Below are 17,251 nucleotides of genomic sequence, written 5' to 3'. Positions count from 1 at the left end.
TCTGCTAATTTAAGTTCATAACTTGGCGGTGATGTGCAGTGGAGGCAGTATGAAGGTGTTTCAATTAAGTGGGTTGCATGTAAAGAAAATTCTACGATGTTCACTTTCGGTTGCGATTTTAACGTCTTTTAGCACGGTGTCGGCGTACGCAACTGTGGCGGAGCCTGATACCAGTTTGGCGGGGGCGGGTTGGGTAAGGATTGAGTACGTGTCTCCAACCTTTGGTGATGCGCAGCCAAATAATCGTAATAATAATGTGTATGCAGCGAAGGTGAACCCCGACAGTTCTTTTTCGGTGCTGGGCACTACGTCTGTGCGAGCGCAGCAATGCAGTTCGCCTGATTGGTGTTGGACGGTTGATCAGGTTGTTGCCAGTATTGCCAATATTCGTGAGAACGGGACTTTAAATACGGTTGTGACAACGGATGCACAGTTTATTGTTCATGGTGCCTTCACACCGGATGGTAGTAAGGTGTTGTTACTCGCGAATACCGTTCCTGGGGTGACAGGCACGATTAAGCGCTACAATCTTGATGGAACGATTGATACAGGGTTTGCTGACCAAGGGGTGTTTAGAGACCCAAATAGTCTTTTATCTACGTTTTATCCAGGCCTATGGCAAGACAGTGAGGGGCGAATTTTGGTTGCGTCTTTTCCGAATGGATTAGCTCGATTGTTGCCCACTGGCGTGTTGGATGCGACGTTTGGTACGGATGGGGCAACGGGGTCAGCGGGAGGGAATATTTCGTCTGTGGTTGAGGCGACAGATGGTGCCTACTATGTGATGTTGGAGGGTAATATTTCTCCGGGAGCTCGTTTACGTCGCTACACCGGAGCGGGTGTGTTGGATACCGAGTTTGGTACGGAGGGTGAGTTGACATTGCCTACGAATACCTCAGCTGCTCAGATGCTGGCCATGCCTGAGGGTGGGGTGTTGTTGCTGACGGGGTCGTTGCAAACCAATCAGTCCTATAATGCCCGACTAACACATTTTAACCGTCAAGGCGATATTGTCGCTCAGACCGAGCCTTTGTTAGAGCCATCAGTTAGCTTCAGTAACTTTTTGGGATTGTCGAGAGGCGCTTCTTTAACACGTATGCCGGATGGAAAAATCCTCTTAAGTGTGAATAGTCAAGGCGCTGTTCCGCTGACGTGGAGCATTGGATCGATGCGTCTTTTCGGTTTATTTAATCCTGATCTAACACCCGATATAGGGTTTGATGGGGATAATGGTTTATACCTTGCAGAAGAGGAAGGCAAAACTATATACGCATTTGATAATACGCTTCCATTAAAAGTAACTCAGACTGTTGATCCAAAGGGACGAATTGTTTTGGTGGGGGCCAGTATTAATGAAACGGGTCATAACAAGTGGACGGTTGCGCGTTTGATGGGTGACTTTAATGGCATGACTCCGCCACCGCCACCCCCCAATCAGTCAACGCGTCAACGTGGAACGGGCATGCCTGCTTGGTTGTTTTTGAAACAGGATTAAAGTGTTCAAGCGTTTTGAAAAGGTCTTGTTGGTCATTTTTCACATACTGATTTCAGTATTGGGAAGTTTGGTTTGCAAGGCTGTTTTCAACGCGCGTTTGGCCGCTAATTCGCCGTGAACGAGGTGTATTTTTTTAGGTGGAAAGCGCATGCGTGTGACAAATCGCACCAATTCGGCTTGGTCAGCATGCGCCGAGTAGCCTGACAGGGTTTTTACCTTGGCACGAATATCAATACGGTCATCATCGAGGATGACATAGCCATCACCCTTTGGACCATGGGTTTGTATGATGCGTCCGGGTGTGCCTTGAGCTTGATACCCAACAAAGACCACTGCGTGACGTGGATCGGGTAGCAGGTGTTTCAAGTAGTTCACTATACGGCCTGCGGTGCACATACCGCTGCCAGCAATCACAATGGCGGGGCGTCCGGATTGCGCTAAGTGGTGTACCATGCGCAGATGTTCGTCGTGGCCTTGAACAGTAATAAGTTGTTCAAATGCCAGTGGATTGCGTCCTTGGCGTAGGGTTGCATGTGCTTCGGTATCCCACCACCTATTCAGCTTTTTATATATTTCGGTAAAGTTACTGGCCAGAGGTGAGTCGACGATAACGGGCAGTGCTGTCCAGGGTAAATCTGCTCGAATGGTTCGATCCTTTTCAAAATGAATAATGGATTCTAATTCGTATAAAAGTTCTTGCGTGCGTCCAATGCTAAATGCAGGAATCATGACTGTGCCTTTGTTTTGCAAGGCTTGGTGCACGACTTGCTGCAGTGCCCGGCGTCGATGCTGGCGGTGTTGATGCAGGCGATCGCCGTAGGTGCTTTCTAGCACCAAAACATCGGCTCGCCAAGGTGAGCGAGGGGCGGGTAATAAGGGTGTGTAGGAGGCACCGAGATCGCCGGAAAAAACGACAATTTGTTTTTGTTTAGACGGACGTTGAGTGATTTCAATTTCAAAATAGCAAGAACCTAAAATGTGTCCAGCACGCTGTAGGCGCAAGCGAACACGATGAGTGTCGGTGTCATAGAGTTCAAACCAAGTTTTGTAAGTCAACGGCTTGACGCGTTGCATGACCTGTTTGATAAAGGTGTCTCGATCACGTGTATGGCGGCTGACGCTGAGTGTAAAAGAGTCCTCTAGCACTAAAGGTAGCATTTCAGCGGAGGGTGCCGAACATAAAATAGGCCCTGTAAAACCTGCCGCTAATAGCCAGGGTAGCCGGCCAACATGGTCGGCATGTACGTGTGTGATCAACAAGGCACGTAGCGTGGAGATGTCGAAGTTGATGGTGTGAGGGTTGGAGGTGTCGGCGGCTTCTTCAGAGCCTTGAAAAAGGCCACAATCAATCAGTAAGCTGTGTTCAGGGTGAGTAAAGAGTTGATGGCAGGAGCCGGTTACGCCTTGACCTGAGCCATGGTGAATAATATGCATGCGATAAGTCCTTTTCGCGGTGGTGTCGAAATCCGAGCAGAGTATACCATAGCGTTTAGAGGTGTAAAAAGCGTCTGCGGGACTGGCGCGGTGAACATGGTGACGACAGCAGCCGTAGAGCATGTGAATCCTATTCCTGTCTTGTTTCTTCTGGGCGATACCTTTGCCACTTTTTAGGGTTAAACGTTTTTTAAGTTGAAAAAAACGCCATAATCGCGCCAAGCAACTCGTTCAAGCTGGCGCGATTCCAGAAATTGCGCCACAATTGCGCCAATCCTAACTTACAATTGCGCCAACAACACTATGTCATCTACCAACGATTTGTTGAAAAGCATTAATGCATCCACCAATGGGGTCTCAATGGCAGAGCTCATGACCATGCATCCCGGTATAGCCAGACGTTCAGCGCAGCGACAAGTTGCCAAGCTGGTTGAAGATGGGCTGGTCGTTGCTCGCGGGGATGGCAGGGGGCGGCGCTATTTCAGTGCTGTTGTTCTACCAGAAGCACCATCAAAAACAAATGTCCTCACGAATAAGGGCGATGTTTTTCCTAGCTCTATCCCGGTGTCTGCGGATAGTCAAGACATATTAAGTTATATCAATCAACCGCTTGAAGCTCGGAAACCTATAGGCTATCAACGGGATTTTTTGGATTCTTACCATCCTAATAAGACCTGGTATTTGTCAGAGTCATTGCGTCGTCAATTACACAAAATGGGCAAAACCACGGACAGTCAAGAACCAGCGGGAACTTACTCTCGCGCTATTTTAAATCGGTTGCTGATAGATTTGTCATGGGCATCAAGTCATTTGGAAGGAAATACCTATTCTCGCTTAGATACACGTGAGCTAATCGAACATGGAAAGTCCGCACAGGGTAAGGCTGCCATTGAGACACAAATGATTTTAAACCATAAATCGGCTATTGAGTTATTGGTGGATAATATCGATTCAGCTGAATTTAATCGCTATACCCTGATGAATATACACAGTGCATTGTCGGAAAACTTGCTACCAAATCCTGCCGATGAAGGTCGAATTCGACAACATGCTGTAGATATTAGTCAGAGTGTCTATCGTCCATTGTCAGCTTTGGTACAAATAGAAGAGGCGCTCGATGTACTACTTAACAAAGCTAATCAGATTAGCGATGCATTTGAGCAATCTTTTTTTATGATGGTGCACTTACCTTATTTGCAACCGTTTGCTGATATTAATAAACGCACCTCCCGCTTGGCTGCGAATCTGCCACTATTTCGGGCTAACCTATGTCCGTTGACTTTTCTAGATGTGCCAGAGCAAGCCTATAGCAGAGCTACGTTGGGCATTTACGAAATGGCGCGAGTCGAATTATTACGCGATCTTTATGTTTGGGCTTATGAGCGCTCGACGCAAGAGTATTTAGCGATAAAGCAAGATTTAGCAGAGCCAGATCCATTACGCCTTACTTGGCGAGACTTTATCAAGCAAACGATTCATCTGGTTGTGACGAGTCCTGAACAAGATCCGTTTACACTTATTCAACAAACAGTAAAAACAGAAATCCCTACGGCTGAGCAAAATGATTTACAAGCGTTAATTGTCGAAGAGTTGAGACGATTGCATGAAGGCGTGTTAGCTCGTTATGGTTTGCGCCCCTCTGAATTTTCTGCATGGAAGGCTGTGCAATAGTCTAATAAAAACTGATTTCATATCAATGGTTCTATTAAACTGGTGGCAATTTATGTCTGATAAATCAGGCTGGAAGCCTTATGACTACTGGGCTCATTCCGACAAGAGCTGCCGCCGGGTTAATAAACAATATTCCAAACAAAAAAGGCGAGGTTTTAAACCCTCGCCTTTTTTATTAGCTGAAGTGCTGGTTATGGCAGTATTTGCACACGTTTAGCTACACACCAGCCATTGTGAGTCTGTTCATCCGTAAAGGTGATGCGCACGCGTTTGTTTAAGGCGAATGCCATTTGCACAAGGCTGAACATTTCGTATGCCTTGTTCTCGTCATTAAATTGCGCATCGCAATCAAAGGTTATCCAGTTATCAGCGCATCCGGGTAAAACCGATTTTGGGTTGTGTGCAGGAAAATGCGCAACACAAGCACCATATAGGTCGTTGTCAAACATAATACGGTCTACAGGCGCGGTGATCGTGCCAGTTGCGGCCATGGCTGAGTTAAATGCAATGGCGGCGGTGGCGGCGATGGCAAATGCGCTCAACTTTTTAAAGAGTGATAAGTGTTTCATAACAAGTGCCCCTGTTAAATGTTGTGATTTAAGTCTATGTGAGATTTATGTATTTGCAAATTCAGAAATGGCGAAAATAACGTATTTTCGGCGAATTTAGCAGGTTTTTATAAGTCGCTTAAAATTTTGATGGGTTTGTTGATCCTGATCAATAGTTCTGTCCTGCCCGAAAATAAACCCCTCTATGCTTAATAGCATAAAGGCGTATTACGTGAGTGGTATGCTTTAATTCTCATGAGGGCAAGGTTATGAAGAGTTTAAAGGGTATTCTTTGTTTGGCTGCCGTCGTTGTTGGATTGTTTCCTTCATTAGGTGGAGCCTCACTTAGAAATGAAACCCAGACACAGTTTATCGAGGGGGCCCCCATGCAGGTTGCGCGCATGGGGCATCATATTGTTCAACTCCCAACGGGAGAGGTTAAAGTTTTTGGCGGACACGGCAGTGGCTTTCGGTCCTTGGATACTGCGGAGTCCATATCATTTGAGTCAAATGAGTTTTCATTGCAGTCCATGCTATATAAGCATGATGATCCAGCCTTCGCTAGGTTGGCAAATGGTCATTATTTGATAATGGGAGGCAGTCGAGATTGGGGGATTCCTAGTTTCAGTCATGCTCAGATTTACAATCCGTTTACCGATACATATACACCAGCGGGATCAATGGTTCGCTTTAGAGCGGGAGCAGGGAGTACGTTGTTGAACAATGGCCAAGTATTGGTTGCAGGGGCTTGGTGGACACACAACACCGCTCATACCTATGGGGAGGTGTATAATCCGAACAGCAACACCTTTTCTGAGACGAATGCTTTTTCAGTGAGGCGTTCTCATCCGATTGTGCTGCCATTGGTTGATGGGCGCGCCGTTATTTTTGGCGGAGTGACTGAGTCAGGACAGCATGTTGATATGCCTGTTGAAATTTATGATCCGGTGAGCGGATTAAACTCTGTGTACCAACAGTTCATGTTTCCGAGTGAGCCAGGTTGGCACGTTGTCCAAGATAAGCGTTTACATGAAAATCAAAAATTGACCGATACTGAGTACCTGTTTTATGCGTGGAAGCGTGAAGGTAATGTCTATCATTATCGACTTTTCACGTTTGATACAGAGAGTTTGGCATTTGAATGGGTTTCAACAGAGGTTGAGTTGCCTACTTCTACGGTTATGTCGTTTAGTTCGCAGCCCGTGCTGAGTCAAAATAAACAGGCGGCGCATGTGCTAGTGACATTGACTGAGGGCGATAATGCGGGTTCTGTTGCGTTGTTAAGTGTCGATTTGCACTCAGGGCAGGTGTACTTATCAGAGCGTAGCATTGCGCTTGGTTATTCTTTAGGTGGTGTTGGTGTATTGGGCTTGCAGGATAATCGGATTTTTGTAACAGGCGGAACGCTTGATGGTTCTAACTTTAATCCGGTTAATAAAACATTTTTCATTGAGCCTATGTCGGTGGAGGCTGATCAAGACGGTGTGATTAGAAAAGATACGCAGACTCAGTTTATGGCTGGAGTGCCAATGCAGGTTGCACGCATGGGACACCATATTGTTCAACACCCATCTGGAGGGGTGAGTGTATTGGGTGGGCATGGCAGTGGCTTTAGATCACTGAACACAGCAGAGTCCTATTCGTCTGCTACGAATGAGTTTTCATTACAGTCGATGTTATACAAGCATGATGATCCCGCTTTCGCTAAGTTGGCAAACGGTAACTATTTGATTATGGGGGGAAGCAGCGATTTAGGCGTTCCTAACTTTAGCCATACTCAAATTTACAATCCAGTAACCGACACATACAGTGCTGGAGGAGCTATGGTTCGGTTTAGGGCTGGGGCGGGAAGTGCCTTGCTGAATAATGGCAAGGTTCTCGTTGTGGGGGCTTGGTGGATGCACAATACAGCCCATACCTATGGTGAAGTCTATAATCCTGAGACGAATACGTTTTCAGAAACCAATGCATTTTCTGTAAGACGTTCACATCCGATTGTGCTGCCATTGGTTGACGGTAGAGCGGTTATTTTTGGCGGAATTACGGAGACAGGGCAGCATGTGGATATGCCTGTTGAGATTTATGATCCGGTAAGCGGGTTAAATTCTGTCTATCAACAGCTTATGTTTCCAAGTGAGCCTGGCTGGAATGTGATGCAAGACAAACGTTTGCACGAAACACAGAAAGTCTCTGACACAAAATATGTGTTTTATGCTTGGAAACGCGATGGTGGTGTTTACTATTACCGACTGTTCACGTTTGATACTGCAACCCTGGCATTTGAGTGGGTTCCTACAGAGGTAGAGTTGCCAAGTTCAACGGCTATGTGGTTTGGTTCTCAGCCGGTACTGAGTCAAAATAAACAAGCGGTACATGTGCTTGTAACATTAAATGAAGGGGATGATGCGGGTTCAGTTGCTGTATTAAGTGTTGATTTGCAATCTGGCCATGTGTATTTATCGGAAAATCGTTTTAGACACGGTTTTATCATTAGTGGTACAGGGGTTTTAGGGCTGCAGGATGGTCGAATTTTGGTAACAGGGGGCAGTGCGGATGGATCCAACTTTAACCCTGTGAATACCACATTTTGGATTGAGCCTATGCTGTTGGGTTCAGAACCTGAGGAACCCGAAGACCCTCATAAATCAAGACGTCGTTCTAAACCGATTTGGTTGTATATCCTCAATAATTAATGCGTCATTTTAACATTCACTCTCGTCCAGCTGGGCGAGGGTGATTTTTTTGTCAATCTTGGTGTGGCGATTAAGCACGATGGCTAAGTGATGGGGTAGAGCTGTCTGTTCAAGAGTTAAAACAAGAAGGGATACTAATAGACCAAATTAATTTTAAGCGCTTACTTGGGGAAAACCTAAAAGGCTGACAGTAAAATGAGTTGACACATTTTAAACAAGGACGATAATCTTTTCATTTTATGCATATACTTATGTTGGTAAAGTACCACTAAGTTCGTGGATGTCAGTGCGGGTCGCTCGATTGTGGTAAGCTTTTGTTAATGTATGACCGAAAACACGAGATTTCTGGAAATAGGCGCCGTTGAAATTAGGATGAAACTATGAAAAATAAGATGATAAAGCCGCTTGTGATAGCCGTAGGATTGGCCTCTTCAGTTGGTTGTGTGTTTGCTAATCAATTGATGAATGTCGACAGTCCGGCCGACAACTTGCCAACTCTTACGTCAGTGGGAGGGGAGTTCGAGGGAGTTTCGTTTAATACTTGGTCAGAGCGTTTATCGGGACATTATGTTTCGCGTTGCCAGCAGGTGACAGATGTGCGCTATCAAGGGCGTCCAACCTATGAAAAAGTCTACGAGTTTTTTGAGCCATCTGGTGAGGATACCGAGGTTGATTTATCCGCTGTCTTTTATTATTACAGGGATACCGATACGACGTGCTCTGGTGAGCCGTTGGTCGCTTTAACTTTTGAGGGTGTGCGTGTTGAGCTCGATTCTGAGTTTATGCAGGTTCATCCCGAGTACGGAATTTTTGTGCCTGTTAGTCGTGTAACCTATCATGTAAATAATAGTGGATCTTTTTCATCTGAGCCGACTCGCTTAGCTTCGGGTGACTATGTGGTCGGTGATTTTACATTCAGCCAAGATCATGTCGACGGGGGTGAGTTTAAAGCCCTGCTAAGTGCTGATACGATTTTACACAGGACCTTTGCCGATGATGATGTGGACTTGGATATCAACGGCTTCCCGGAATTAATGGATTTTTTCAATACCTTTGATCAATTACTGAGATATGGTTTCTTACAGCGCCCCTTTGCTGAAGGTATTGTTGCAGTAGGTCAGTTTAGTGCCGATTTATCCTCATTAAACGGTGTCTTTGCCAGTGCGTGTGAGTTAGATGACAATGTGCAGATGCAAAATATCTGGGGGCCTTTTGCGCGTGTTCGTGAGATAGTGACGCTCAATGCTGTGAGTGATAATCAGGTGATAGGTAATTTACAAAAGCATATTTATGATCACCATAATACCCTGTGTCTGGGAGAGCCAATACTGTCATTTGAACAGGAGGGGTTGGTGTTTGATGTGGTGTCTGAATCATCCCGTTTGGAGCCCGAGTTTGGGTTGGATTTGACGGCTTTACGTGTCGATATTGCTGGGCCTACGGCCACGGGTTATGAATGGGTCCCAGAGGGCGATTATATCTTTAGAGATGGTTTGGTGCTCTCTTATGAGATGATTGGAAGTTTTGAAACCAAAGCAATTATAAATACGGATCCCTTTGGATTGATTGCAGGTTTTGATGAAGAGTCCGGTCTTGATCCAGATGGGTATGTGAATGTTTTTGATACCTATTTTTATCGAGTCGCGCTAAGCGAAGACGGTGGCGTCGACATGCCAACCTCCAGAAGACGTGGAGGGTTGCCCGTCTGGTTACCTGCAATTATTCAGCAGTAATGTTTTAAAACAAAAAAAGCGAGGCATTGTCCTCGCTTTTTTTTTTGTGCGCGATGCTTACTTAGGGCAGTAGCTGAACGCGTTTTGCGACACACCAGCCGTTATGGGTTTGTTCATCAGTAAAGGTGATACGGACACGTTTCTCAAGGGCAAATGCCATTTGCACCAAGCTGAACATTTCGTAGGCTTTGTTTTCGTCATTGAATTGAGCATCGCAGTCGAAAGTTATCCAGTTATCCGCGCAGCCCGGTAAAACCGACTTTGGGTTGTGCGCTGGAAAGTGCGCAACACAGGCACCGTATAGGTCGTTATCGAACATGATCCGATCAACAGGTGCCGTGATGGTTCCTGTAGCGGCAACCGCAGAGTTAAAAGCAACAGCGGCGGTGGTGATAACGGCGAAAGCGCTTAACTTTTTCAAAATTGATGTTTTGTTCATAACAAAGGGTCCCTGTCAAATTATGTTTAACCTAGTCTAAATTAATTCTTGGTTTTTTCAAGTCGACAAAGTGGTATATTTCAGCTAATTTTGTACCCAACTCCAATGCGTGTTTTTCACGTTTTGATTCAAAATGATGCCTTCAATCCCAATATGCCCCAAGGTTCTGTGATGCTGCCTTTTCAATTCCACCCCCGTGGTTTTTATTCGTTTTTAATGATGGTGGGGGGGATGTGTCTCGCAACCCCGTTAATGGCTGTTGATTTTAAAGGACACTTTTTCGATGTGTCGGATCGAGAGCAGGTTCGACAGTTTTACAATACGGTTTATCGCTCGTCTGATGGTGTATTGGCGAATTGGACAGGAAGTATTGAGAGCTGTGATGCGGGTCGAGTTTCAGAAGCCTATGAAGCAGCAACGCTTCGGCGTATTAATTGGTACCGGGCCTTTGCGGGAGTTCCTTCAACGATTGTTTTAGATGAAACCTATTCACGTAAAGCGCAAGAAACGGCGTTACTTCTCTCGGCAAATAATACGTTAACCCATTTCCCTACGTCAGATATGCGATGTTACTCCGCTGCAGGTGATGAGGGGGCGCAGAAGTCGAACTTAACTTACGGACAGGCAGGTGCGGGGTCTGTAAAAAACCAATTCGAAGATTATGGTAGTTCAAATAAAAGCGTCGGTCATCGACGATGGCTTCTTTATCCGTTTACCCAAAAAATGGGTGTGGGGAATGTCGTGCCAGAGTCACCCAATCCACGAATTGGAGCAGTTTGGGTTCTTGATCCGCCGAATTTAGCGTCTTGGGGTGCCCCACGTCCAGAGACTCGTGAGGCGTTTGTTGCGTGGCCGCCACCCGGTTTTATTCCTTATCCTCTCGTGTATCCCCGTTGGTCGTTTACCTATCCAAATGCGGACTTTTCCGATGCGCAGGTGACGTTGTTTCGAAACGGTGAAGCGCATCCATTGATGTTGGAGCCCTACGAAGTCGGTGCGGGTGAAAATACGTTGGTTTGGATTCCATCACCTTATAAAGACGGAGATCGCTGGCAATCCGTTGCGGAGGATGAGCAGTATGAGGTAATCATTGACGGCGTTCGCATTGCTGGAGCGCTTCAGACGTTTAACTATTCAGTCACTATTTTTGATCCTTTGTATTCTGCACAGGGTGTGTTTAGTGAGTCGATGTTGCCGCAAGGTCCTGAACAGTTATACAGGGATGATGAGGTAGCATTTAGCATTTTCGGATTACACTTTACAGATGGCTACGAATGGAGTGTACAGACTATTCTTGAGTCCGAGGCTCGTTATGATGCTGAGGTGGATGATGATTTAGAGATCCTGCGTTCCGAAGGTTACAGCGGATACGTATCGGGTATTGAGGCATTGGAGGGAGAGCGTTCATACCATTTGGCTCATCCAGTTCCAAGGGAGCAGTTGTTGGTGCTCCCGCAAACATTTTTGGTGAACTTAGATTCTCATATCGCTTTTCAAAGCTATTTAGGGTGGGCGAGCAATGGTCAAGTTGCCTCGTTTGAGGTGAGTGATAACGGTGGTTTAAGCTGGACTCCCTTGTGGGAGCAAGCCGGAGTAGGCAATCCCCAAGGGCAAGTTGTCAGGCAGATTCGTTTGTCATTAGGCGATTATGAAAACCAAACGCTTCAAATGCGCTTTCGCTATCGTTTTAATGATGGAAGCTATTTTCCGCAAGTGTCGGCGTCTGTAGGCTGGCGTCTAGACAGTATTGAGTTGGAAAATCTGGATGAGTTAGACTTATTGATGAATATTCAAACGAATGATTCAGTTCTTAGCAATTTAGATTTACAATCCTTTGAAATTTTTTGGTTACAAGTACGTTCGCGAGTTTTTAAAGATCACTTTACGGAGTGGGGACCAGGCAAACGTTTTGAGTTACTTGCTGACTTTAGGGACGATCCTAAGGATGATGAGCAGGCTCCAAGAAAGAAGCGTAAGGGCTTACCCGTTTGGTTATTTCATATCACACCCTGATTGGCGTGTTTGAATATTGATTTAGCCTTGTATTAATCGTTTAAATTATGGATGAATTATGATTAGAGTAAAGCAAGTTCAAACCGCGTTTAAACTGGGGGTTTTAAGTGCACTCGTGCTGTCAACTCCGTATGTTTATTCGGATACCCTGAATGACAACCTCCGAGCCCAACGTGATGCAAAGCCCAAAAGGGAAGCGCCTCAGTTACGGCAGTTGTTGGTTGACACATCTCAGTCCACCTCCGTCGCAAACTTTCAATCGCGCTCAAAAGGATCTCCTTATGCTGCACTGCTTGACGAAGTGCGCGAGCAGGGCACTATTCGGTTGAGAGTGGGCATAGCCGTTCCCTTTGCTGAAGAAGGCAAGCTGTCAGCGGCACAGGTACGCACTCAACGTGCCGAAATACAATCGGCTCAGAGACGCTTGTCTGAGCGTCTGCAAACGGCTCGTGTAAAAACATTTAATTCAATTCCATTTGTTACGCTTGAAGTCAATGAGCAGGAATTAGAGGCGTTATTGACCTCACCTGAGGTATTAAGCATTGAGCGAATCCAAAAATACCAGCCGATGCTGCCTGAAAGTGGGCGTGTGATTGGTGCGGATGTTGCCTTTGCTCGTGATTTGACAGGGACCGGATGGAATGTTGCTGTTTTAGACACAGGCGTGGATAAAAATCATAGTTTTTTGCAGGGAAGGGTGGTCGCTGAGGCTTGCTTTTCGGGTGAGGGTGGTTTTGACTTAGAAAATTCGCTTTGCCCAAATGGCAGTGCTGTCCAAATTGGCAATAATGCAGGTGGGGCCTGTAGTGCGAGCCTAGACCCGGGTTGCGATCATGGAACCCATGTCGCGGGGATCGTTGCGGGGAATGTTCGTGGCGGCGGTTTGCAAGGGGTGGCACCTGCGTCAGGGATTTTAGCTGTTCAGGTTTTTAGTGGTGATGAGAGTTGTGACCCGTTTGAGCAAAGCTGTATTGGTGCATATGACGACGATATTATCTCGGCACTTGAATATATTTATGATACGGCACGTTTTGACCATTCTATCTCAGCGATTAATATGAGCTTGGGCAGTGGGCAGTATTTTTACCATTGCGACTATTTGTCTATGGCAATGACCAGCGCTATCAATAATTTGCGCTCAGTTGGAATCCCAACCGTTATCGCGACGGGCAATGATGGTTTTACCAATAGCATTGGCTCGCCTGCGTGTATCTCTTCGGCCATCAGTGTTGGATCGACTTGGGACAGCAATTTCTCGAACCAGCAAGATTATTGCCCATCACCCTGGAGTGATCCCACAGGCAGTGTTGATCGTGTTACCTGTTACAGTAATTTGTCTTCTAACTTTGATACCTTGTTAGCGCCGGGTTCTTTGATTCGGTCATCTGTTTTTAACAATCAGTTTGATGCGTGGCACGGTACCTCCATGGCAGCGCCGCAAGTTGCAGGCTGTTGGTCATTGCTAAAACAAGCCAGCCCTGAAGCCGGTGTCGATGAAATTTTTTCTGTTTTGAAAGCAACAGGGACTCAGGTTCAAGATTGGCGTAACCCTGCCAACGTTTTCCCTCGAATCAATTGCTACGATGCTATCACTGCCTTGTTGGCGTTTGAAGACTGGTCCTGTGAAGGAACCTGCGGTGTGGCAGGCACGGATGGTGTCGTTTCACGTCCTCCCGTTGATGAGCCAGTGCGGTGGGTGAGTACGTTTGGATCACAAGAGAACAACGTAGCATTAGAAGGGGTGGGCGGCTCAGGCTACCCGACTAACGGCTCTCGATCATTGTCGCCGCCATTCTTTGGAACCGAGGGTGAAATATTAGAGTTTTATTTTAATTATGTAACGTCGGATGGGGCCGATTACGTTGATTATGCGTGGGCGCGTCTCTTAGACACCGAACTGAACCAAGAGTCATTACTGTTTACGGCACGTACCACGGAAAATGGCAATACGGTTCCCGGTTTGGATATGCCTGCACCAACGGCGGTGATTACTCCTGCCGTCAACCGGATTATTCCGGGGGGCCCTGAGTGGTCAGCTTTAGGCTATGACAGTGGTGATTGCTATTACGAGGGATGCGGGTATAGCGGCTGGATTAAAGCCACGTATACACTGCCAAAGTCAGGCTATTTCCATTTAGAGGTCGGGGTTGTGAATTGGGATGACCAACTCTATGCTTCGGGTATGGCATTTACCATGCCTTACGTGGGGAAAGCACCGCGTGAGCGTAAGCGTCAAGGAATGCCACCTTGGTTACCGGCGGTTATTTTACAAAAATGATAGAAGGGAGGTCTGAAGAGGTTGCCACAGGTGTGGCGACCCAATCGAAGCTTGGCGAGCGCTTGCTTGCCAAGCGTCTGATCAGCGCTTCAGATGTACACCGAGCACTTCAGGCTCAAGCGGAGATGGGTGGTCTTTTGGGGCAGGTGTTGGTTCAGCTAGGTTTGGTTGATGAGTCGATCATTCTAGAAACCTTGTCTGAGCAGCTTGCTTTGCCTTACTTGAGATCGCATGATTTTTCCGACAGCAGGCTGGAGCTGCCAGCAATCAATCTTGAATTTCTTGCGGCGAATCGGGTTGTTCCTGTCAAATATGTGCAGGGGCAAATTCTATTCGCTGCCTCTATTCCTCAAGATCCTTTCTTACAGAAAGCCTTATCCTTGGTGTATCAGAAAAAAGTTCACTTAGCTTTGGCACGTGAGCAGGATATTGATCGTGTGCTGGCTGACTACCAGCAGCCTAATGTGGATGAGGAGGTGTTGTTACACACCCATCAGTATGCGAGTGATGATGAGTTTGTTGAGCACTTAAAAGACCTCGCCAGTGAAGGGCCCGTGATTAAAATCGTGAATGATTTTTTTAATCAGGCCTTAGAGCTCGGTGCCTCAGACATTCATATTGAGCCTTTTTCGGATCGGCTAATTGTCCGCTATCGTGTGGATGGCGTGATTCAAGAGTCACTATCAGCGCCTGATGTGTCCTTGGCGCCCGCGATCATTTCACGTGTAAAATTGCTGGCAAATTTGAATATAGCTGAACGACGTTTGCCGCAAGATGGTCGAATTATGCTGCGTATAAAAGGGCATGAGCTTGATTTAAGGGTGTCATCCGTGCCCACCGTTCATGGTGAAAGCTTAGTGATGAGGCTGCTTGATCGGCAAAGTATCCGTTTAGGTCTGACGGATATGGGGTTTTCTAAACATCATCTTCAGCGTTTTCAAAGCTTGCTTGAAAGACCGCACGGTATACTGTTAGTGACGGGTCCCACCGGATCGGGTAAAACCACGACCTTATATGCAGCGTTAAACAGCCTCGACTGTCAATCCACCAAGGTGTTGACGGTTGAGGACCCGGTTGAGTATCAATTGCCGGGTGTGAATCAGATTCAGGTGCAACCGCAAATCGACTTAACCTTTGCTAATGCTCTGCGCTCAATTTTGCGGCAAGATCCTGACATTATCATGATTGGTGAGATGCGAGATTCAGAAACAGCCAAAATCGCTGTGCAGTCAGCCTTGACTGGTCATATGGTGTTATCAACGCTTCACACCAATACAGCCGCAGGGGCTATTGTCCGGTTGGTTGATATGGGGGTCGAGCCTTATTTAATCACCTCGTCCTTGAATGCTATTTTGTCTCAACGTTTGGTGCGCTGCTTGTGTCCGCATTGCCGAGTTCCGGTGGACTCTCCCGATGCTCAGCTCGCTCAAGTGAGTGAGATGCGCGTGACACAATTCAAAAGCTTGGGGTGTGAACAGTGCCAAGGCACTGGGTACAAAGGGCGTACTGCTATTCATGAGCTCTTAGTATTGGATGGTAGGTTAATTGAGGCCGTGCTAGCTGGACGAGATGCATCCTTTATTCATGAAGTTGCGATCGAGCAAGGGATGCTAACACTCTATGAAGACGGTCTGCACAAGGTTGCAGCGGGGGTAACCAGCCTTGAGGAGGTGTTACGAGTGACACAAGATCAAATGATGGATGCACTGATTTAATGGAGTATTTGTACAAGGCGATGACTCGCCAAGGTGCCATCTTAGAGGGCAAGGATTCTGCAGAGTCACCGGATGTTTTGGTTGGGCGCTTAAAAGCGCGAGGGTTAACGGTCCTTCAAATTGACGCTTTTTCCAGTCAAGATGAGGTGATTACGTCTTCCGTAAGGGCGTTTCCTTTGGTTGAGCTGTGTCGTTTTACCCGAGACTTATCTGTCTTGATGCGCTCGGGTTTGCCGATAGAGCGAGCCTTAAAATTGCTGAGTGAAACAGTATCGAATGTCGCTATGGGAGCGTTTATTACGGATGTTCGTCAGCAGGTTAAGCAAGGTAAACCTCTGAGTCAGGCGTTGGCGCCTTACGAAAAGTTTTTAGGTCGTTTTTATTTGAGTCTGATTAAGGCAGGTGAAGCCAGTGGCCGCATGGTTGAGGTTTTGAGCACTTTGGCTGACTATCTCGAACAGCTGCGTCTACTTCGTTCAAATGTTATTTCTGCGATGATATATCCTGCCATTCTGCTGGCGTTTGCCATTATCTCTATTTGGGTGATGTTAGGCTTTGTTGTCCCACAGTTTGATACATTGTTTTCAGATATGGGCGATGCGTTGCCGCTGCCGACGCGTGTTTTAATGTTTGTTGGTGATTTTTTTAGTCATTATGCCCTACATATGTTGGTTGGGGCTGTGCTCTTGGCTGTTTTTGTATGGAAAGGGTTAAAGACGGACAAGGGGCAAACGTCTTTGCAAGCATTTTTGATGCGATTGCCTTTGGTTGGCTCATTATTAATCACTCTTGAAGTGGCCAGGTTTACTCGGACCCTTGGAACCCTTTTGGCAAAAGGGGTGCCGATGGTCAAAGCATTGGAGATTGCATTAGACACCTTGTCTTTGGTAACCATGAAGCAGGCGTTTGCTCAGTTAATTCCGGCGGTTAAGAGCGGCCGGGTCATGTCAGACACGCTAAAGGATTTCAAACGTTTTGTAACGCCAACGTTGATTCAAATGATTCGAGTCGGTGAAGAAACTGGGCGCTTGGATGCTATACTCTTGGACTTGTCGGCGCTGTACGAGGCGGAGGTGGCGGTTAAAATCAAGCGCTTGTTGACCTTATTGGAGCCTGCGTTGATTTTAACCTTGGGGGTGGCAATTGCGTTTATGGTTGTGGCGATTTTACTGGGTATTTTGTCGGTGAATGACTTTATATTTTAATTTTGTCGGTTAGTGTGAAGGGTGTTT

General features: G+C 46.5%; 12 protein-coding genes. 9 read left to right on the top strand and 3 right to left on the bottom strand.

The features are described from left to right. Positions 1–49: 49 nt before the first annotated feature. Entirely contained in the window at positions 50–1,495 is a 1,446-nt protein-coding gene (locus F5971_RS14175; RefSeq protein ID WP_036508757.1) for a hypothetical protein, read from the top strand. 39 nt (positions 1,496–1,534) lie between these two features. Here the strand turns inward: F5971_RS14175 and F5971_RS14170 are convergent, their stop codons facing one another. Next, complete coding sequence (locus tag F5971_RS14170) at positions 1,535–2,929, bottom strand: MBL fold metallo-hydrolase RNA specificity domain-containing protein (protein ID WP_193495559.1); 1,395 nt, start codon at positions 2,927–2,929, stop codon at positions 1,535–1,537. Between F5971_RS14170 and F5971_RS14165 the strand changes: the two genes are divergently transcribed. Both F5971_RS14165 and F5971_RS14160 read left to right on the top strand, forming a co-directional pair. Then, positions 2,924–3,106 (top strand): hypothetical protein, encoded by a 183-nt coding sequence (locus tag F5971_RS14165; protein WP_193495610.1) that lies wholly within the window; start codon positions 2,924–2,926, stop codon positions 3,104–3,106. The two genes, F5971_RS14170 and F5971_RS14165, sit on opposite strands and share 6 nt — an antisense overlap. Before the next feature lie 126 nt (positions 3,107–3,232). Beyond that, the gene (locus tag F5971_RS14160) at positions 3,233–4,600 is read left to right on the top strand and encodes a Fic family protein (protein ID WP_193495556.1); all 1,368 of its coding nucleotides are present in this window, start codon (positions 3,233–3,235) and stop codon (positions 4,598–4,600) included. Positions 4,601–4,791: 191 nt separating this feature from the next. Here the strand turns inward: F5971_RS14160 and F5971_RS14155 are convergent, their stop codons facing one another. Next, entirely contained in the window at positions 4,792–5,169 is a 378-nt protein-coding gene (locus F5971_RS14155; RefSeq protein ID WP_036508768.1) for a hypothetical protein, read from the bottom strand. A gap of 248 nt (positions 5,170–5,417) precedes the next feature. Here F5971_RS14155 and F5971_RS14150 point away from each other — a divergent pair, with 248 nt between their 5' ends. Together F5971_RS14150 and F5971_RS14145 are read left to right on the top strand one after the other, a co-directional pair. Beyond that, complete coding sequence (locus F5971_RS14150; protein WP_193495553.1) at positions 5,418–7,841, top strand: Kelch repeat-containing protein; 2,424 nt, start codon at positions 5,418–5,420, stop codon at positions 7,839–7,841. 380 nt (positions 7,842–8,221) lie between these two features. Continuing rightward, positions 8,222–9,574: a hypothetical protein gene (locus tag F5971_RS14145; protein ID WP_193495551.1), complete on the top strand. Its 1,353-nt coding sequence runs from the start codon at positions 8,222–8,224 to the stop codon at positions 9,572–9,574. Between the two features lie 61 nt (positions 9,575–9,635). On the opposite strand, the gene F5971_RS14140 is transcribed toward F5971_RS14145, so the two are convergent. Further along, positions 9,636–10,013, bottom strand: a complete 378-nt coding sequence (locus tag F5971_RS14140; RefSeq protein WP_036508775.1) for a hypothetical protein — start codon at positions 10,011–10,013, stop codon at positions 9,636–9,638. Between the two features lie 171 nt (positions 10,014–10,184). Here F5971_RS14140 and F5971_RS14135 point away from each other — a divergent pair, with 171 nt between their 5' ends. The 4 genes from F5971_RS14135 to F5971_RS14120 are packed head-to-tail and all read left to right on the top strand — an operon-like array spanning position 10,185 to position 17,224. Next, the gene (locus F5971_RS14135) at positions 10,185–12,026 is read left to right on the top strand and encodes a CAP domain-containing protein (protein ID WP_193495548.1); all 1,842 of its coding nucleotides are present in this window, start codon (positions 10,185–10,187) and stop codon (positions 12,024–12,026) included. A gap of 58 nt (positions 12,027–12,084) precedes the next feature. Continuing rightward, the gene (locus F5971_RS14130) at positions 12,085–14,304 is read left to right on the top strand and encodes an NF038132 family protein (protein WP_051514258.1); all 2,220 of its coding nucleotides are present in this window, start codon (positions 12,085–12,087) and stop codon (positions 14,302–14,304) included. Continuing rightward, on the top strand, positions 14,301–16,019 hold the full coding sequence (locus tag F5971_RS14125; protein WP_193495546.1) for a GspE/PulE family protein: 1,719 nt from the start codon (positions 14,301–14,303) through the stop codon (positions 16,017–16,019). The genes F5971_RS14130 and F5971_RS14125 overlap by 4 nt, the downstream gene beginning before the upstream one ends. Then, positions 16,019–17,224 (top strand): type II secretion system F family protein, encoded by a 1,206-nt coding sequence (locus tag F5971_RS14120; protein ID WP_193495543.1) that lies wholly within the window; start codon positions 16,019–16,021, stop codon positions 17,222–17,224. Before F5971_RS14125 ends, F5971_RS14120 begins: the two co-directional genes overlap by 1 nt. Positions 17,225–17,251 lie beyond the last annotated feature (27 nt).

The organism is Nitrincola alkalisediminis (assembly GCF_009821115.1).
Lineage (GTDB): Bacteria > Pseudomonadota > Gammaproteobacteria > Pseudomonadales > Balneatricaceae > Nitrincola > Nitrincola alkalisediminis.
The sequence above is the reverse complement of the archived record's forward strand: the minus strand, read 5'-3'. Positions and strand labels throughout refer to the sequence as shown.